Source organism: Deltaproteobacteria bacterium (assembly GCA_016874775.1).
Classification (GTDB): Bacteria; Desulfobacterota; Binatia; order Bin18; family Bin18; genus VGTJ01.
Genome location: VGTJ01000066.1, coordinates 1 through 20,238, shown reverse-complemented (window position 1 = coordinate 20,238; position 20,238 = coordinate 1). Strand labels below are relative to the sequence as shown.

At 52.1% G+C, this 20,238-nt stretch carries 12 protein-coding genes; 2 read left to right on the top strand and 10 right to left on the bottom strand.

The features are described 5' to 3' along the window. Positions 1-41: 41 nt before the first annotated feature. The 8 genes from FJ147_12850 to FJ147_12815 all read right to left on the bottom strand — a co-directional run bounded on the left by FJ147_12850 (position 42) and on the right by FJ147_12815 (position 12,481). Entirely contained in the window at positions 42-593 is a 552-nt protein-coding gene (locus FJ147_12850; protein ID MBM4256773.1) for a DUF4340 domain-containing protein, read from the bottom strand. Beyond that, a complete protein-coding gene (locus FJ147_12845) occupies positions 590-1,999 on the bottom strand; it encodes a hypothetical protein (GenBank protein MBM4256772.1) in 1,410 nt (469 codons plus the stop codon). The genes FJ147_12850 and FJ147_12845 overlap by 4 nt, the downstream gene beginning before the upstream one ends. Then, positions 1,981-2,727 carry an ABC transporter permease gene (locus FJ147_12840; protein ID MBM4256771.1) on the bottom strand — a complete coding sequence of 249 codons (747 nt, stop codon included), beginning with the start codon at positions 2,725-2,727 and terminating at the stop codon, positions 1,981-1,983. Before FJ147_12840 ends, FJ147_12845 begins: the two co-directional genes overlap by 19 nt. Positions 2,728-2,790: 63 nt before the next feature. Then, positions 2,791-3,768 (bottom strand): ATP-binding cassette domain-containing protein, encoded by a 978-nt coding sequence (locus tag FJ147_12835; protein ID MBM4256770.1) that lies wholly within the window; start codon positions 3,766-3,768, stop codon positions 2,791-2,793. 136 nt (positions 3,769-3,904) lie between these two features. After that, positions 3,905-6,094, bottom strand: a complete 2,190-nt coding sequence (locus FJ147_12830; GenBank protein ID MBM4256769.1) for a DUF1302 domain-containing protein — start codon at positions 6,092-6,094, stop codon at positions 3,905-3,907. Positions 6,095-6,290: 196 nt separating this feature from the next. After that, positions 6,291-8,792 (bottom strand): hypothetical protein, encoded by a 2,502-nt coding sequence (locus FJ147_12825; protein ID MBM4256768.1) that lies wholly within the window; start codon positions 8,790-8,792, stop codon positions 6,291-6,293. A gap of 50 nt (positions 8,793-8,842) precedes the next feature. After that, on the bottom strand, positions 8,843-11,359 hold the full coding sequence (locus FJ147_12820) for a hypothetical protein (GenBank protein MBM4256767.1): 2,517 nt from the start codon (positions 11,357-11,359) through the stop codon (positions 8,843-8,845). 123 nt (positions 11,360-11,482) lie between these two features. Continuing rightward, the gene (locus FJ147_12815) at positions 11,483-12,481 is read right to left on the bottom strand and encodes a hypothetical protein (GenBank protein MBM4256766.1); all 999 of its coding nucleotides are present in this window, start codon (positions 12,479-12,481) and stop codon (positions 11,483-11,485) included. 189 nt (positions 12,482-12,670) lie between these two features. Here FJ147_12815 and FJ147_12810 point away from each other — a divergent pair, with 189 nt between their 5' ends. After that, on the top strand, positions 12,671-14,965 hold the full coding sequence (locus FJ147_12810) for a hypothetical protein (protein ID MBM4256765.1): 2,295 nt from the start codon (positions 12,671-12,673) through the stop codon (positions 14,963-14,965). Positions 14,966-15,268: 303 nt separating this feature from the next. Here FJ147_12810 and FJ147_12805 read toward each other — a convergent pair whose 3' ends face one another. Next, a complete protein-coding gene (locus tag FJ147_12805; protein MBM4256764.1) occupies positions 15,269-16,837 on the bottom strand; it encodes an FAD-binding oxidoreductase in 1,569 nt (522 codons plus the stop codon). Positions 16,838-16,930: 93 nt separating this feature from the next. Between FJ147_12805 and FJ147_12800 the strand changes: the two genes are divergently transcribed. After that, positions 16,931-17,713 carry a TIGR03560 family F420-dependent LLM class oxidoreductase gene (locus tag FJ147_12800; GenBank protein ID MBM4256763.1) on the top strand — a complete coding sequence of 261 codons (783 nt, stop codon included), beginning with the start codon at positions 16,931-16,933 and terminating at the stop codon, positions 17,711-17,713. An 80-nt stretch (positions 17,714-17,793) separates the two neighbouring features. On the opposite strand, the gene FJ147_12795 is transcribed toward FJ147_12800, so the two are convergent. Further along, positions 17,794-19,971, bottom strand: coding sequence for a hypothetical protein (locus FJ147_12795; protein MBM4256762.1), 2,178 nt, complete (start codon positions 19,969-19,971; stop codon positions 17,794-17,796). Between the last annotated feature and the right edge of the window lie 267 nt (positions 19,972-20,238).

The window sequence follows — 20,238 nt, the reverse complement described above, 5'->3', positions numbered from 1 at the left end:
TGGAGGCAACTGACAACGCAAAGTTGCGAGCGGCGACTGCGTTACCCCGCACTCGCCGCACTTTGAATCGCATCGACGAGCTTACGCATTTCCCAAGAGACTATCGAACCGACCATAACTACTTGTGAAGATTGATTGATTAGCGCGTACAGGCTCGTGTTCACAGGATTATGCTTACCGATCAGGAGACGCTGTGGCCCGGTATTCTCGACATCAAGAACGATTTGTGACACCGGCGGCTCAAGGCCGTAGTTGGAGAGTTGGTCGTTTTCCCCGCGTTCGACTTCACCAAGATTGACGAGTTTCGTGAGATTGACCAGAAAATCATCGATGACTGACGACGGCAGCAGCGTTCCATCCGAGGACTTCCACCCTTCCGACGTGCGTTTGCCATTCACTTGCTTCCCATTGTAGGTGACGTCAAACTGCGCGATCTTCTCAGCATGAAAGGCAAAAATAGGGCGGTCACTCGTAGCTTCCGTCTTGGTCATCACGGTGTTCTTGAGCGGCATGGTCACGTAGGTATACCCGCCTAACACACAGGCAAGCAAACCGAGGATAAAAACGCGGCGGTTTTCTCCGACCAGGTTCATCCGTTTTGTCTCCGTCGTAGAAAGATGACCAACCCGATAGCAAAAACAACGAGCGGTTCAAGCACAACCATAATCCAGAAGAAGCGACGAGATTGTGAAGAGGTCAGATATAGCGCTTGCGCTGGGGTGGTATTGCGTTTCGCTTCAGAAACCTGCGCCATGCGTCCGAGAGCTACGAGTTCCTGTCGCCCAAGCATCCAGCCAACAGTGTTCATAAAAAAGTCGACGTTGCCGGGCACCCGTGCATAAAAGTTATCAACAAAGCCTGAGTCACCGAGCACGACAATTTTCCCCTGCTTCTCTTTTCCAGTCGCGGCAACCGCGGCAACCGGAAGCGGACCACGCTGGTCTTCTCCTTCCTTGAAGGTGATCTCCCCTTGCTCAGCTCGTGTGCGGTTCCGAATCGCCCAACTCGCTTCTCCAGAAAAGGCAAACGCTTGCGCCTTGCCGTCTTGCACCCCCACTGAACGCACGACGGGAAGGACGGGTTCTCCACGTGGATCGCGTGGAAATACCTCACGCGAGAAATTCCCTATTGTCGGCGTAAAAGGATCTCCGCCAGCAACCTGTCCCTGAGTATCGACGATCACATCATCAGCCAACACAAAGCCAAACTGGGCTAAGTACTGAGACAGCTCCGGTACAGTGTAGGGATCAAGTAAGAACAGACCATTCCCGCCGGCAGCAAAATAGGCAGATAAGGCATTGAGTTCATCAGGCGAGAGATCTTCCTTTGGCCCACTCGCAATGACGAGGTGTGCGCCTTGTGGGACGGCACCAAGTTGTCGCAAGGGAAGTGGACGCACCCGATAATTCTCAGTTTCTAACACGCGGCGGACAATACCATACCCATTCCGCTCTTCTGAGTCGGCGGCGTCATTCTCTCCATGACCGACAAGAAAATAGATCGTCCGTTCCCCTTGTGTCACTCGCAGTGTGGCATTGAGGAGGCGCTCTTCATCGGTCACTGGGGTAGAGACGCGATTGGTTGCCGTTTCCAACACAGCAGTCCCATACGCAGTTACACCGTAGCGTTGCGCAATCCCTGGGGCACGGTCAAGATCAAACAGTTGATAGGTAAAGTTCGGGCTTTGCTCAGCAAGAAGGCGTAACAATTCGTCATGCTTCTCCCGATCGCCACGACGATAAAAGACTGTCGCTTGCACGGGTTGATTCAGGGCACGAAAGGTCTGTCCGGTCACTTCCGAGAGACTGTATTTTTGTCCAGGAGACAGATCATAACGATGATTCGCACGACTCCAGAGCACATCGAGTGAGACAATGATCACCAACAGAAATAATACTTCGAGTCCGAGCAACACCCATCGTCGAGTCGACTCCCGCGCAAGAATATGGCGCGGCGCGTCCGTTTCTGTTGCAGGGGGAGTTATCGGGTCCCGCGCCATTTTCGCGACTCCAATGACTGTAACGTAAGATAGAGAAACAACAGCGTGATGGCGAGGAAAAAGAGAATATCCTTGGTATTGATCACACCCTTGGCAAAGTCTTGAAAGCGATCGAAGAGCGAAAAGGAACTGACCGCACTAATCACCTGCTGCCCAATGGCCTCTTCGTTCCAGGTGAGAAACCAAAACATGACCAGGACGCCATAGGTGGCCATCCCTGACACCGCCTGGTTCTCGGTCAGAGATGAAATGAACGTACCGCAGGCGATAAATGCCGCACCAAGAAGAATTGTCCCCAAATACCCAGCGAGCGGCGGTCCCCAATCAAACTGATGAATAGTGGAGAGCAGCAGGGGGTAGACCAACGTACAGGCAACCATAGCAACGAACACAACGAAACAGGCGAGAAATTTTCCCAGAATGATGTGCGGACCTTTGAGTGGATAGGTCCACAGCAGTTCAATGGTTCCGAGTTTCTTCTCCTCTGCAAACAGGCGCATGGTCAATAACGGCAAAATCAACATGATGACAAAGCGCATATCTTGCTGGAAAAAGTAGTACCAAAGCGATGAGGTGATATCCATGAAATCACCGAACAGGTCGTAGAAGATTAAGTCGGTGTAAAAGAAGTAGCCGGTAAGCACGAGAAACGCTGTTGCCAGCGCATAGGCGATAAACGAACCAAAGTAGAGTCGCAGTTCTTTTTTGAAAACGCAGAGGAATTTCATAAATCAAGTAATCAGTAGTCAGCATTCAGCATTCAGTAGCGCTTCCCTTTTTGACACTGGACGCTAGACGCTGGACACGTCGTTAATGCTTTTTTCCGCTTCACGGACGAGTTGCAAGTACATATCTTCAAGCGTCGGCTCAACAGAGCGCACCTCTAACAATCCCCAGCCCCGTTCCAGAATTATTCGACTCACCACTTTGCGAATATCGTCCCCGGTGTATTCCACGATAAACGCACTCGTCTTTTGCGTCCCCTCCCCCTGCGCTCCAGTCTCGACGCTGCGTACTTTTTCCACGCCGGGAATACGCTGCAGGGTTTCATCAACAGCAGCGACAGGCCCCTCTACTTCGACGCGGACTCGCCGGGTTCGCTGCAATTGGGTGCGTAATTCCGCAAGGGACTCCGAAGCAAGAATACGCCCCCCGTTGATAATGATGACCTTATCACAAACAGTGCTGACTTCAGAGAGAATATGCGTAGAGAGAATCACTGTCCGATCAGACCCCAGATCGCGAATCAATTTGCGGATCTCAACCACCTGTTCCGGGTCAAGACCAATGGTGGGCTCATCAAGAATCAATACCTGTGGTTTATGAATCAAGGCCTGGGCGATGCCAACTCGCTGACGGTACCCTTTCGATAAATGACCAATGATACGGTTGCTGACTTTATCAAGCCCGCAGGCATTGATTACTCTCGTGACTTCACGTTTGCGCTCGGAACGCGGCACATCTTTCGCCTCGGCAACAAAATCGAGAAAGCTGCGCACTGGAAAGTCCGGGTATACCGAAACGCGTTCAGGAAAATATCCCACCAATTGTTTCACCTCTAACGAGTGCGTCACCACGTCGTTCCCGCCAACACTGGCACGGCCAGAGGTTGGCGGAAAGAATCCCGCTAAGATACGCATGGTCGTACTCTTTCCCGCCCCATTGGGACCAAGAAAGCCAACGACTTCTCCTCGTGGCACCGAAAAGGAAATGTTGTCGACCGCGAGAATCGGACCGAAACGCTTTGTGACGTTCTCAACTTCGATCATGTGTATTATTCACAAGTCACAGGGTTGGATGATTATTCCAATTATAGCCCAGAAAAAAAAGTAGGGGCGTAGCCCATGCTACGCCCCTACGGAAATCAGGGGGGGGGCATTGCCCCCTGCTGACTACTCTTCTCCGTTAGTACAACTGGTACTGGAACTCGACCCAGATGTTGTCTTTACGGTTAAGCACGCCAAGGCCACCGTTACCACGACCATCAAGCAGGTTGTAGCGGATGCTTATGGCAAATGGATCCCAGAACTTCCAATCTACCCCAGGCTGGAGCAGCCAGTTCCCATGCCAGTTGTAGAAAAACACGAAGCTCGGGCGTAAGTTCCCACCCAGATACGGTGAGCTTACCGAGAATGTCGTCAACCAATCTCGACTTGGCGCCTTATACAACGAACAGCCTGCGCGGCTTCCAGTGCCAGGAGCGCAGCGGGCTGCCAGCGCCGCATTCGTTATCGGCTTCTGAAAGAAGCGCTTTCGTCCCGCCACTTCGTCGCGGTCGTTGAAAACGCCAAACGGTTTATTAATATCATTATGATTGGTCTTCTGCGAATTGCGTCGGGTGTAGAAAATCTGTGCCGAGAACGCGAATGAGTTCCCAGGGTTGAGCCAGGTAATCCATTGGTTATGGTCTAACCCCATGACGAACAGGAACCAATCACGTTTGGCATAGGCGACTCTTCGCTTTGTTACCTGGTCTGCTAGCGCATTACCCGGTCGGAAGGCTCCACCATTACTATTTAGGGCCCCACCAAGGAAGCGGTCGATAGCAGTGGCTCCGTCACCATGCGAATACGCCAGGTTGGTGGGAACATCTCTGAAGTACGCCACTTCACCACGGAACGTCGTGTAAAGGTAATACAATGGGTTATCTGATCCGACAAACATACCGGTCAGCGCATTGACTGGGAACGACAACGATGCGCCTGATACCTGAATACGCTCATATTCCACAGTTGAACGAATGTTGCGCTCTCCTCCTGCGACCGTACCACTTCCACCACGCCCGGTGGTATTTAACCCTGAGGAAATCACTCGCGCAGCGACTGGGTCGTCCGGTCCCCACGGATTGCCTTTTGGCCAAGGCCGCCCTTGCGAGTCGGTTGCTAACCCGAGGTCCCACCGATAATGATCACGCGTTGGCGAGATGACCACGGCACGTACTTGGGTTGCATCTTGATAGGTGTAGTAATGGGCAAGAGAGAAGGTGAAGTCGTGAAGCGTACCGGTAAGGCGGAGGCCACCACGTCCATCCTCTAGGCGCGAACGTGGCCACGAGGCGCGGAGAGAACAATTTCCACCATTGCGCGGTCCTGCGCCACTCCCAGCATAGGGCAGCAAACGATCTTCGTTCCAGGCTTGTAGCCCACGCCGGGCCATGAAGTCGCCGCCACACGGAGTACGGCCTGCCATAATGCCGGCGTTTCCATTCTGAATTGAGCCCCAAAAGTTGGTCGAACTCGTCGGCAATCCTGGCTGGGCAACCTCGTTATCGATCGAGAAGAAGCCTTCCAATGTCACGTCATCGACTGGCCCTATCCCACCAAAACTCCACTGCGCACGGAGCATGTTGAGCGGAATGCGGCGTTCATCCAAACCGGTAAGAAATCCCGCGAAGCTGTTGTCGAGTGGATTGATTTGGTCAAGCAACCGGAAACCGTCTGATTCACCCCATGACAGATTCTGCCGTCCAATACGAATGAAGAGAGGCCCTTTGGTAATGTTGAAATACCATTCAAACAGCCGGATGTTAGGGCCACGAAATTCGCGCAGCCAGCGCCGGTTCGACAGCGAAATCACATCGGCAGGGTCATCAGCCGCGCGCCGCCCCGCGGGCCACGGCGATCGCGGGAAGGGGGTAAAATACAGTCCGTCATACGGGGTTGCCGTTTTGCGATCATCGAAATATGGAGCTTTGAGCCGCGTCCCCTTCATCATCCGCTTCATGGCATTGGGGCCGTAGTCCCACACGCCATCATACTCAGTGCGCATATTGGCGTAGAGGTCAAAGGCATCGAAGTTTAAGAACTCGAACAACGGTCCCACGGTAGGCATTCCGCGCGAGAGGCGATTGATATTATGGCGCCATTCTAAGGTCAAGAAGTTGCGGTGTTGGACCATGTTACCTTCTTGATAGAGGTGCCGGCCTGCCGCCATACCATCATCAAGTGCAAACGTCGCGCGCGAGTAGGCAAACCCTGACAAGCTCATTTCGCGGCGATCATCAAAGAAATACCCCCACGCCATGCTACCTGGTAGAAACCAGACTGCCAGCATGACAGACAGCCACCAACGAAGATGTTGTCGCTGACCCCTCATGACGAACCCTCCTTAAAGAAGATCTTTTGTATGCCCTTATTCAGTTTGTCTTTGCCCCACATACCGACAAGAAAAGCCCCCAATACCGGCCCACATATAGCGGTTCCTATGTTTTTGTCAAATTTTTTTATATTTTCGTCAAAAAATTTTCTTCCTTTTGCCAAAAAAAGGGCCGCTAACAGCGGCCCTGATGACATTACGCTCGCATTTCCATGCCAACGTTATGGCGTGTCGCCCACAAGTGCTCGCACACTGCCACGGTCATTGCCAGCACTGCTAGGGTCAGCAAGTTGACATATTCGACGAAGAAGAAGTAGCCAATTAATGCTGGGCCAAAAGTAGCCAACAACACCCACATCATCACCCGATTCGGCAATGGAAAGCGCGGTTTCAAGAGCGAAACCGTCCCCGGAATGAATGCCAATGCGCCAACAACATGGAAGAACAACAAGAGCGTCAGCAACACCGCCATTTCTGACTGGAATTTCATGGGGAAAAAGATCCAGAAAATAACGCTCACCGTCAGTGTCGTGCCAGTGAACATGATCGCCCGCCCAGTGGTCATCAGCGCTTCTTCAATGGCGCGGTCGTGATCGCCAAACCGCTGAAACTCCTCGACGATACGCGACAACACATAGTAGCCGTAGTCGATCCCAATCCCAATCCCGACTGCCGCCACTGGCAGTGAGTTAATATTGGCGTCGATCCCCATCCAGAACATGATCGATTCCGATAGTGGCTGCGCGACAATCGAGGGAATCATCACAATCAGTGCACCAACCACCGACGCATACGTCAACACACTGAGCACGAACACCGTCACCATGACCAGAATGAGGTTCCACTTGTACGACCATTCAACCTCTTCATTCACTGCGGCGAGAATTCCTAGCAAGCCACCCGCCAGGCGAAACTCCACATTCTCGACGGGGTTCTGATCGATAAATTGGCGCGCACTGTTAATCGACCCGACCACCGTCTCATGGTTATAGTCCTTATAGTAAATGGTGATGGTCGCGTTCTGTGAATTCTTATCAAGAAACGTATCGAGGTCGTCCGCTCCAATCGTGTTGAGGAATTGGTAAAAGATATTCCCTACGTCGCGTGGGTTGTCGGGAATAATCGCCCACTTAGGAATTCCTTCCTGAAACATCTGATAGAGGCGGCGGGCCATGGTCGTCACGGTGATACTACCACCAACGAGCTGGTGCTGCTCCATGTGACGTTGGAATTTCTCCAGGGTCTGTAGCACTTGAGGGTCTTTTATCACTCCATGCTCTTTCCCTTCAGCAAGAATCACGAGCTGAGAGGCACCAACAAATTTCTCATTAACTTTGTCATACGAAACATTGTAATCGTGATGATCATACAGCAAGGCTTTCCCAATCGAGACATCACCGATTTTGAGGTGCCGCGCGTAAACCATGCTGACAATCATCGCGACGGTAAAGCTAACGATGATCATCGTTCGCGCACCGCCCTGACTGATGTTGATCAGCGCCCGGTTGATACCGTTGTAGAGCTTGTCCGAAAATCGCGTGCCGGCTTTCGGATCATGCAGTGGTGGCGGAATGATGGAGAGGATGATCGGATGCAACGTCACCACGCTGATGGAAATCGTCGCCACCCAGAAACTCGAAACAAAGGCCAGCTTCTGAATCAGCGGGATATGGGCCACCGCCAACGTGAGAATAGCCAGTCCGTCCGAGGCAATCGACACTAGGGCCGGGCTGAACAAGCTAATATACGACGACAAAATCGCTTCCTGCCTATCTTGCAAGCGATGATACTCTTCATGGTAGCGTTCCATCGACTGCACGGAATGTGAAAGCGCACGTGCCGTAATCAACACCAGCACCACTAAGACAAGCGGGTCGAGGTTGAAGCCAAAGTATCCAGCAAAACCCAACGCCCACACAGCACTGAGGAGTCCGGAGAACAATGGCACCCACACCCCGGTGAAGGTGCGGAAATAAAACCACAGCATGGCAAGAATAATCAGCGTCGTAATGCCAATAACGCCAAAGATATAGTTCTTGTAACTAAACACCCACGAGTAGAGCATGGGAAAGCCAGAGACATAGACTTTGTGCTTTCCGTCGGCTTCGAGTTCCTGACGCAGTTGCGTCATGCGGGTATTCAAGTTGTTGAAGTCGACGCCTTCCTCCCAAAACCCAGCAGACACAAGAGCAGCGGTGTTATCACGCGAGACATAGAAGCCGTGTACACCTTCGTTGGTGTATACCGCATTCTTGATCCGCTTGACGTCATCCATAGTTTTGGGCGGACCAGGGTACATGATGGGATAGGCGGTGATCATCGCACCCGTGATACGAATATTCTTCAATTTGGGATGGGTGAGAGAGCGTAACTGGTACGGGTTCACACCGGCCGTTTCAAGCACGAACAACGTCGCTTTGTTGATCTTATTGATCGTATCGACGTTAAAAATGTCTCCCTCTTTGGTCTCGATCGCCATGACCAACACATTGGCCGTACCAAACATACGACGATACTGCTGATAGAGCTGGATGTAGGGATGTCCAGGCGGATACAGGTCAAAGAAATTCGTGTACACGCGCATGTGGAGCGCGTAATAAGCGAGGAAGATCGTCATGACCGTGAGTACTGCTAAGACCGGCCAGCGAAATTTGAGAAGAAACCTGAGATAGGCCTCCATAGCCCAACGAGGAAGCATAGTACATGAACTCCTTTATGAGGTTCTCGGACGTTTCTGTGTTCTGCGGATCAAATCCGCAACTCCATACCAATATTGTGGCGGGTAGCGTACCAGTGCTCACCAATAGCCACAATCACCGCCAAAATTCCTAGCGTTCCTAAATTTGCATAATCGAAGTAGTACAGCGCGCCAGCAGGAATAAAAATCGCCAGCAGGAGAATCGCCATAATTTTATTCGGCAGCGGGAAGCGCGGTTTCAATAACGACACCATGCCGGGAATGAAAGCTAAGGCTCCAACGACATGGAAGAACAACAACAGCGTCAGGAGGATCGCCATTTCCGACTGAAATTTCATCGGAAAGAAGACCCAGAAAATAACGCTCACCGTCAGCGTCGTGCCCGTGAACATAATCGCCCGGCCAGTGGTCATTAGCGCTTCTTCGATCGCTTTTTCATGATCCCCACAGCGTTGAAATTCTTCGACGATACGAGAAAGGACGTAATACCCGTAGTCAATACCAATGCCGATACCAACAGCAGCAACCGGCAATGAGTTGATGTTGGCATCGATGCCCATCCAATACATGAACGCTTCAGATAGTGGCTGTGCGACAATCGAAGGGATCATGACGATCAGTGCCCCGACGACCGAGGCATAGGTCAACATGCTGAGAACAAAGACCGTCACCATCACCAAAATCAAATTCCACTTATACGACCACTCCACTTCCTCATTCACCGCGGCCAGAATCCCAAGTAATCCACCAGCGAGGCGGAATTGCAGGTTTTCCGTCGGATTCTCATCAATGAACTGCCGCGCTTTGTGAATCGAACCAACCACCGTTTCGTGGTTGTAATCCTTATAGAAGACCGTAATGGTCGCATTCTGTGAATTCTTGTCGAGAAAGAGATCGAGATCATCCGAGCCGACGGTGTTAAGGAACTGATAAAAGATGTTCCCCACATCGCGCGGGTTATCAGGGATGATACCCCATTTGGGAATACCTTCCTGGAACATCTGGTAAAGGCGACGGGCCATTGTCGTAATCGTAATACTCCCACCGACGAGGTTTTGCTGTTCCATGAAGCGCTGAAATTTCTCCAGCGTTTGCAACACGTTCGGGTCCTTAATCACCCCCGCTTCTTTTCCTTCCGCCAAAATTACCAGCTGAGAAGCGCCAACGAATTTTTCGTTAATCTTGTCGTACGCGACGTTGTACTCATGATCGTTATACATCAACGCTTTCCCGATCGAGACATCACCAATTTTGAGATCATGGGCGAAGATCATGCCAACGACCAGGGCGACGGTGAAGCTACCGAGGACGTAATACCGGGCATTTCCCTGGCTGATACGCACCATCATGCGGTTGACCGTATTGTAGAGTTTATCGGAGAAGCGAGTGCCAGCTTTGGGATCGTGCGGCGGAGGGGGAATGTAATAGAGAATGATTGGATGTAAAGTGACAACACTGATAGTGATAGTAAAAATCCAAAATGCAGAGACATAGGCCAGTTTTTGGATCAATGGAATATGAGCAAGCGCGAGGGTCAGCGTCGCAAAGCCATCGGCAGCAATCGAGACGATCGCGGGGCTAAACAAACTCAGATAGGACGACATGATCGCATCCATCTTGTTGGCTTTGTCGCCCTGCTCACGCTCGAGGCGGTGATATTCCTCGTGGTACCGTTCCATCGATTGCACTGAGTGGGAGAGCGCGCGTGCCGTAATCAGCACTAACACCACTAAGACGAGCGGGTCGAGGTTGAAACCAAAGTACCCAGCCAATCCGAGTGCAAGAATAGAACTCAGTAGTCCGGAAAAGAGCGGCACCCACACTCCCGTAAAAGTGCGGAAGTAGAACCACAACATGATCAGGATGATTGCTACTGTTACGCTAATAACCCAGAGAATGGCGTCCTTGTAGCTGAAGATCCATGAATACAGCATGGGAAAACCAGCGATGTGGACGTTATGGTTGCCATCTGACTCGATGTCGGTTTTGAGTGCATTGAGGCGCGTATAGAGGTTACGGAAATCGACGCCTTCTTCCCAGAACCCAGCTGAGATCAGCGCTGCGGAGTTATCCCGCGAAACAAAAAAACCGTGCACCCCTTCGTTGGTATACACCGCTTTCTTGATGGGTCTCACATCATCCGGCGTTTTTGGTGGCGCCGGATACATGATGGGATAGGCAGTAATCATCGCGCCAGTGATGCGAATGTTTTTCATCTTTGGATGCGTCAGCGAGCGGACCTGATACGGGTTCACTCCTGGCGTCTCCATAACCTGGATGGTCGCTTTATTGATCTTGTTGATCGTCTCAACGTTAAAGATGTCGTCACCTTTCCGTTCGACCATGATCATCAAAACGTTGGCGGTGCCGAACATCTTACGATATTGCTGATAGAGCTGAATGTACGGATGTCCAGGAGGGTAAAGGTCAAAGAAGTTGGTGTAGACCTGCATGTTCCTGAGGTGCCATCCGAGAAACAACGTCACGGCGGTAACAACGATTAAAACTGGGATACGGAATTTAATCAGGAAGTTGATGTAGGCTGCCATCCAACTGCGAGGTAGCATGAGTGATCCCTCCTTAAATTTTGTACCTCACTCCTCAGGCAATCGAACCGCCAAAGAATGAGGAAAAACGATTTTTTTCATGCCCACTCTGTGTAACGACACCAGAGAAACACCGCAGAAGCATTATTGCCGCTTAAAACGTGCGTCAAAGTCGACCTTTGTCCCCTCAGAGAAGAGCAGGAGCCCGTTTGATCCAGTGATCAAGCCACGCGCTCCAGGGCCAACGGACAGCCCCATCAGCCAGTACAGGGACAATTCTTCTGGCGAATCGAGCAGACTCCAATTCTTGCCTGCATCACTTGATGTGAGAATCACACCTTCATCACCCACGGCAAGTCCCGTATCCCCATCAAGCGCGACGTTATAGAGCGCCGTCTGCACCGGGCTCTCGTACGCTTTCCAGGTCTTCCCCGCATCTTCACTCTGGAGGATGGTCCCGTCCATACCGACGGCACAACCAAACGCGCCATCCCTAAAACTTAATCCAAGGAGAGACGCTTCGGTGCCGGTGGTTTGTTTCGTCCATGTCGCTCCGCCGTCCTCGCTGAGTAAGAGCGTTCCTCGTTCGCCAGCAATCCACGCTTTCCCCGAGTCGTGCATCACTACAGCGTAGAGAAAAACGTCTTCCTTCTGTTCAGGCTTGTCTTTGAACGGATCATTCCAAGTTTTCCCCCCATCGGTGGTATAGATGATCGTGCCAAAGTCTCCAGCCGCGATGCCTCGTTGATTATCAAGGAAGGCCAGATTGAACAGATGCGAGGTCGTCCCACTCACTTGCCGATCCCAGGTTTTTCCCCCATCGGTAGTATGGAGAATGAGTCCCGATTTGCCGGACACCCATCCTTCGGTGGCACTGACAAACCGCACCCCATAAATAGGGTCAAATACTTTACTCTCTTGTTTTTCCCAGGTTTTCCCACGATCTTTCGTATGGTAGATCGCGCCGAAACTGCCGACAGCCCACCCTTCATCGGCAGAAAAAAGCTGTGCGGCGTAAAAATGATCGCGGATGCGGACTTGGTCTTGTGCGACGGCTTCACCTCTGTACCCTGCACCGATCCCCATGATGCCAATGAGGACGCCTAGCCAGTGGCGCGAGGAGAAGAATTTGCTGCCCATCATGATCAGTCTCCCTCCTTATTCCTACGGTAGCCGTTCTATAGGAAAAACGTGCCCATGTCTTAGACTAGGAGGCGAATGGTTGTCAACAACAATCCTTACGGTGTTGCGGCAGCATCCTTCACTTTCTCGCCATTGGCCCCTAGAAACAGGCGATGCTATAGTGCGCAGTTATATCAATAAGGAGGGAGCATGCAGGTTCCAACATGGGGTAGTCGCTGGGTCCAGTTTGCAGCTTCTCACCGTTTGTTATTCGCTTGTGGACTGCTTCTCCTCTGTGGCATTGGCATGTGGTATGCGCAGAGAGTTTCGCTGTCAGCGAAAATGACAGACTATTACCCCAGCCAGCATCCCCACGTCCAACTGTATCGCGAGTTTGCCGAGATGCTCAAGATGGCAAACGCGGTCGTCATCACCGTCACTGTCAAAGAAGGGTCCATTTACAGCAATGACGCTCTCGGGAAGATTCATCGTCTCACGGTCGATCTCATCGAAACCCGTGGTGTGAACCCAAACGAAGTGTTATCACTCACCCACCCTCGTCTCAAAGATATCCGCGTCAGCAGTGAGAACATTGAAATCTTACCGGTCGTCAACGCGCCTGACCAACCACAGACCCCAGAGGCGCTCTCTCGGATCAAAAATGCGGTGTACACAAACGTCGGTATTCGTGGCGTCTATGTCTCCGCCGATGACAAGACCGCATTAATTCGCGCTGGGTTCTGGGACGATCGTGTCGACCCGCATGCCATTTTTGAACGGCTCCTGACGATCACTACGCGTGAACGTGACGCCAATGCGGACATCCACTTTACTGGGAATCTGGTTTTAGCCGCGTGGCTCAGAACCTCAGCTTCACGTATCCTCCTCCTGCTTTTCGTCAGCGGCGTGCTTGCCGTCTTCCTCTGTGGCCAAAGTCTGGGCTCTTTTCATACATTTTTTCTGGCACTGTTGGTAAATGTCGTTGCGGTGACCATCAGTCTCGGCGGGCTTGGGCTGTGTGGCCTCGTACTCGAACCGCTCATGCTGTTCGTGTTCTTTCCTTTAGGTGTCCGCAGCCTGAGTCTCGTCATCAGTTGGTATACCCAACTGACACACGTCTATCGAACCGTCGGGACTCCTTTTGCCAATCAAGAAAGCCATATTGCCGCTCTAGAGCAAACGGCAACCCGCGTCTATCGTCCCCTGACACTTGCGCTCATCATCGATAGTCTCGCGTTTCTCAGCCTCGGGGTGTCAGATGTTCCTGCCATTCGTTCACTTGCTATTCTGGGTACCGGATGGAGTCTCGGCTTGCTGTTTGCGTTATGGCTGTTAATACCAGTGTGGTCTTCATTGTTTCACTTTCGCCCCGCGGTTGTCCTTCACCCGCTGCGCATGGAACGACTGGTCACTCGGCTCACACAGCGATTGCAGCAGGCCACGGCTTCTTCCTCTTTGTTCCCACTAGGAATGGTGCTTCTTGCAGGGTGTGGCATCGTTGCGGCGATGCAGTTGAAAGCTGGGCGTGAGGTGATGGGGTCAACACTCTTCTATGGGACGCACCCGTACAATCAGGCCTTTGCCTTGGTGAATGAAAAATTCGTCGGCGTGAACCAGCTCATCGTTGTCGCCCAAGCCAACGACACGGCCGCGTTCCGCAACCCGCACGCATTACAAACTATCGAAGCGTTTCAGCAGCATATGGCCGAGGATCGGGATTTTGGCGGAAGTGTTGCCATCACGAATCTGGTGAAATCGGTCACTCGTATGTTTCATGAGGATATTCCTAAATGGGAGGTCATTCCCGACGACCTCGAATCCGCAGGTCAAGTCGTCTTTCGTATCATTTCCTCGGCGGCAACACCCAGTGAAGTTGCCCGCCTCTTCTCACAAGACTTTCGTGCAACGGCAGTATCGTTTTTTTATCGACAGTATTCTCCGAATGCTATCACACGTATTTTTGACCGTGCCCACGCGTTCATACGCACACAAGATAATCAAAATGTGCAATTTCATATCGGCGGAGGCATTCTCGGCATCTTGGCCGCGGTCCATGCAGCGGTCGCGCAGCATTATTGGCGTTTCTTTGGTGCATTCCTCTTACTAGCCGCGGGGGGTGCACTGGTGGCAACCCGATCATTGCGCGCCGTCCTTGAGACGCTCATTACTGTCTTCCTCGTACAAGCAGCGCTCCTCCTCCTCTTATGGTGGGGAGGAATCGATCTGAACATGTATTCGCTGCCTATCATTGTCTCCGGCTTTGGCATGCTCCTGCCTGCCACATTTCCACTTTGGTTGATGGCAGAAGGGGAGCACACGGTGTTTCACGCACTGATGATAACCGCAATCCTTACGGCAGTAGCTGCGGTATGGTTACTCTCACCGTTACGACTGCAGGCTGAACTTGGCGTCTTGCTCCTTGTCTTGGCGTTTGTCGGCACGGTGTTGCCGTGGCTGGGAAAACAGGCAGTGAGTAGACTGTTCGCAACGTCAAGCGGTTTGTAGTATGACGCGCCCGCTGATGAGTTTTGACAGGCAGAGGCGGTAATCCTCGGCTGATAAAATCCTCCCTAGCTCCCCTTTGCAAAGGGGGCCGTGCACACTGGTCACAACTTCAGCACTTCGCAGCGAGAAATTCCCTTTCCCTCAGGGAGAAGGAACCTCGCCACGGTGCGCAGTGCCTGAAACAACAAGCATGCTCTCTTACGTTGTGACTGGTGGGCCGCGCACAGCGCGGGGGGATTTCCGCGGCGAGCTGTACGATAAGCTGCATGACCGACTTTGATCGTCAATTTTCCTTAACTTTTTTCACCAGATCTTGCCCGGATTGAGAATTCCCTTTGGATCGAAAAGCTGCTTAATACCCTTCATGACTTCAAGCGCGGCTCCGTGCTCTTTCTGGGTGTACTTGCGACTGCCAAGGCCAATACCATGTTCACCAGAAGCTGTGCCACCAACCGACAAAACGAACGCAACAATTTCATCTTTGGCGAGACTCGCGGCGGCCCAGCGGGTAACGTCTTCTGACTCTTCTCGGATCAGAGCGTGAAGAATACCGATCCCTGCATGGCCAAAGGTATGGAGCACCACACCATGCCGCGCAGCAATAGCGTAACTCTGCTCGACAATCTCTGGTAAGCGCGAGACGGGAAATCCCATATCGGTTCGCAGCGTTTTCGCTTTGGGATTCAGTGATTGAATTGCACGAGTTGTGAAGTGACGAATCTCCCACGGGTTCCGCCCATCGGGAAGTGAAAGAACGACACCGTGATGTTCCTCGCACACCGCACGAGCAGCCTGAAACACTTCATCTGCTGATGTCTGTGAGCCATGCACTTCAATGAACAGTGTTGGCTGCTCCTCCAAACCAAAATGTTGAAATCGATTAAGGGCCGCAATGGCACGGTGATCAAGAAACTCAACCGCGGCAAGGTCGATCCCATACCGCATCATCTCGGCGATTGCCATCACCGCCATTTTCTCAGTTGGAAATGTGAACGCTCCCTGTCTGCGTTCTTGTGGCAGCCCAACCAGCGACAAGGTTAATGTTGTCGCAATTCCTAACGTGCCTTCCGAACCCACCAGCAGTCCGAGCAGATGATACCCTGACGACGTTTTGCGACTCCGCGTACCAAGTTGAAGCACCTCGCCAGTGCCGGTCACCACCGTTGCAGCTTTCACATGATCACGGGTTCCTCCGTATTTTACGGAGTAGATACCACTGGCGTTATTCGCGACCATACCACCGATAGTTGCCACATCTGAACTGCCACCAGGGGAGGGAGGGAAGAACAATCCGTATGATTTGAGTTGTTCATTGAGTTGATTGTAGACAATGCCCGGCTGCACAGTGACTTGCAGATCTTCAGCATGAACCGCGACGATCGTATTCATTTGCGAGAGGTCAAGTACAATGCCGCCACGCACAGGAATCGGATTGCCTTCGAGACTTGAACCAGCACCACGAGCTGTAAGTGGAATGTTCTGTTCGTAAGCACAACGAACAACACGAACAACTTCTTCAGTCGTGAGTGGCCATGCGACAGCTTGCGGCATCGACGGCGAGCATGACGACTCATCGTGCGAAGCGTTTTCGAGGTCTGCAGGGCGTGCAGAAACACGGTCAGGCCCAAGCAACGTAATGAGATGATTGACAAGCGACATATTCCACCTACTGAAACCTCGGCCAACAATTGAAACCATACACCACCTTGTTTCTCTACTCCCTGTCTGCGTATCTTGACAATCTCCCGAAAGGAAAAGGAGGAAAAGATGAAGACCGAGGTATGGTCTCGTAGACAGTTTCTCAGAAGCCTGAGTGCAGCTACCGTTGCGGCGACGGCGGTCGACCGCGTTGCTACTCCACAAGTTGTCCATGCCGCAACGGCGGCATCTGGCACGTTACACTTCGGCGTCCAGGTTGTTCCGCAACACACAACGTACGCCGAAATCCTCAAAACCTGAAAAGAGGTGGATGAGTTAGGATTTGATAGCGCTTTTCTTTTCGATCATTTCATTCCGATTCTCTCGGATGCCAATGGTCCATGCTTCGAAGGGTGGACGCTGCTCTCGGCTTTGGCCGCGCAAACGAAACGCGTGAAAGTAGGCTTGTTAGTAACCGGCAATACTTATCGTAATCCAGCACTCGTCGCGAAGATGGCGACGACTGTGGATCATGTCAGCAACGGACGCGCCATTCTCGGAATTGGCGCGGCATGGTTCGAAACTGAGCACACTGCTTACGGAATTCCGTTCTACACTCCGAGTGAGAGAGCCAAGCGACTCAAAGAGGCAGTAACGGTCATTAAACTTCTCCTATCGCAGCCAAAGAGCACGTTCGACGGCAAATTTTATCAGTTAAAAGATGCACCGAACGAGCCCAAACCAGTGCAGAAACATCTCCCGTTGCTCATTGGTGGGGTTGGGCCAAAGCGCATTCAACCTCTCGCCGCACGACATGCTGACATCTGGCACTTTTTCCCCGGTGACGAAAATCCTCAGACTGCGAAACGCATGTGTGAAAGTTTTGACCAGCTCTGTCTGAAGGTGAAGCGGGATCCGGCAACCGTAGAGAAGTCACTCTCGTTACGTCCGCCGCAGCTTTCCGGCTCAAGCCAAGAAGTTGTGGACCGTATCAAAACACTCGCCGATGCAGGAGTCGGGCATTTTCTTACTTCACTCACTTCGCCTTTCGATCGCGCATTGTTGCAACGCTTTGCGAAGGAAGTGATACCAGCTGTGAGGAAGGGATAAAAAATAGGAGCGCAGTATGCTGCGCCCCTATGAAGGATCGTCACGGGTAAGCCTAAGACTGCGAGTTTTGCAGATCGTACCTACTGCACAATCAGCCCGACAGGAGCTGCCGGCGCAGGATTGGAACTGAGTCGGAGAACAAACGCGTCGCGGTCTACACCATTGAGCACGACAAAGACACCGAGTTTCGACGAATAGTTCCAGCGTTTGAGCGTACCGGTGGGCGAAGCACTGCCTGGTCCACCCGGATAGGGGACGGCGGCCCATGATTTTGCATCGACATTCAGAACGTAAACCGTATCACCACCATTCCAGCCAACAATCCGTCCAGTAGCAGGGTCATGGGCAAGCCCCGGATTGCGAGAATTGACCAGCGCCTCTCCTCCAGTCGTCTTGAACGGTTGCGGCGCAAAAGAGCCGTTAGGACCGACATCGTATACCCACTGATCTCCTCCGCCAAACAAGAAAAACTTTTTCCGTACCGGATCAAGGACACCGGTCATCCAATAGCCAGCCGGAAACAAGCGCTGACAGGTTCCACCAGCCGGAAGGCTCTGATAACTGTTGGAGGCGAAATCGTAGGCATACAGACAGAGGCCGTCGTGGACAAGCACTTTACCTGTATTCGGATCATACGCACTCATTGAGATAAACGCTTTCGGATTGGGTCCCGATGGGCGCATCCATTGCCAACGATTGGTTGAGAAATCAAAAGTCCAGGTTTCGAGACTACCGTTCCCACTACTCGCCGTAGAAAAAGCTCCACCACCACCAAAGGCGAAGAGTCGATCGACATTCTCCATGTACGCCAGTCCGTCGTACGTCCGCCGACTATTGGGTTGCGTCCCGCCAGCCAGCGCCTCTACTGACTTCTCGTAGGGCGTTGCCGGATCAGTAAGCCGTGACACAGAAAGTGAGTCAAGATTTAAGGCATAGAGTTCGTTGCCAAAATATGAGTCTTGCCCTCCGCCCCAGACAACAAGCCGGTTCCGTTTGGTATCGAAAGCTGCGCTACTTGAGGCGTCGACGATACCAGCACATCCCGCGTTACCTGGAACGTTGGCGGCACAAACGGAGCGGAGCTTGGTGTTGCTCAGTTGCGACCAGCCAGCGGTTGAGGGAATCGTCGTGCTCACCTGACGTGGCGTTGTCACGGTCACGGCATTCGAAGACACAGATTCGTTATTGGCGCTATCAAAGGCCTTGACATAATAGGTGTAGGTCACTGTAGGTGAGACAGAACCATCTGAGAACGTCAAGCCAGTGACGGTCGTCAGCAGCGACCCATTACGAAAGATCTTGTATCCGCTGATGACATTCGCAACACTACTCGCTGGTCCCCAGGAAAGGTTAATGGCGGCAGTGGAGCTTGTCCCGTTCAGGCTCTGTGGTGGAGTGATGGCGGCGGTCCCCGACGGTGGATTAATGCCGAATTCGCATGCCCCATAATCGAGGGCACTACCCACGACGGGACGGCTTTGTTTGTCGAGATGATCGAGATACTGAAACGCAGGCAGGAGATTCACACCGTTTGCCGGCCCTGGATCGACGCTCTTGTCAATCGCCGGTGATCCAGCCACTAATCGATAGTTCTGGTTGGTGTAATCGAGAAATCCCGGGCTATTCGTCTGTAAATTGTTAGGTGGAATGGGTTTGTCAGATCCAGCTTCGAACAATACCGAACCAGCTCCGACAAACAAATTGTTCATAATCTTCAGGACGCTCACCGGTTGCACGACGCGAATGAAGTTTCCAAATTGCGGGCGTGCATTCACAAACGTGTTATTGATCACGTAGAGTTCTTGCTTCGGATTCGTTGCGCCTTCGGGGGCGTGCGTCAGCATCGTAAAATTTTCAGAATTCACACTTTGATAAATGATGTTGCCAACCACGTAGGTGACTCCGCCATTGGAAAAATCCAGCTCATAATTTGAGGTTCCACCGGGTTGATCGACAATACGATTGTAGAAAATGTAATTGGTCGCCGCGCGCGACTTGATCAGCTGGCCATTATTGGCATCGTGGGTGAAACTGTAGCGTAACGTAAAGCTCCGAAGACGCCCAATGTAGAGATTATGGGTCTCCGCGTCTCCATACCCATTCCGGGCAAATTCCGAATATTCGATCAGGACATCACTAGAGCGGGGCTCACTTTCGTTAATGGTCAACAAGCCCATCTGGTTGTCGTGGAAGAAACAATTGCGCAATGTCAGCGAAATGCCTTCTAAACGAATACCAGCTCCGTTCCCATCTGGCACCTGAGCACCGGAGAACTCGATGTTCTCTACTGTCGTGTTGTTCCCTTGAATGACCCAGATCCCTTTGCCGAACTGATCATGAACTCCTTGCGAGTCCAGATGCGCTCGCCCACCAACTCCACGGATGGTAAGGTTATGCGCCCATCCCTGTAAAGGTCTGAATCTTTCATGATTTCGCGGGTTCTGCTGAGATAGGCGCGTGTCGTGGGGAGAAACTCAAGTTCAGGGAGAGAGAAGGGAACACGCGATGATCTTAGGAGCATGCTT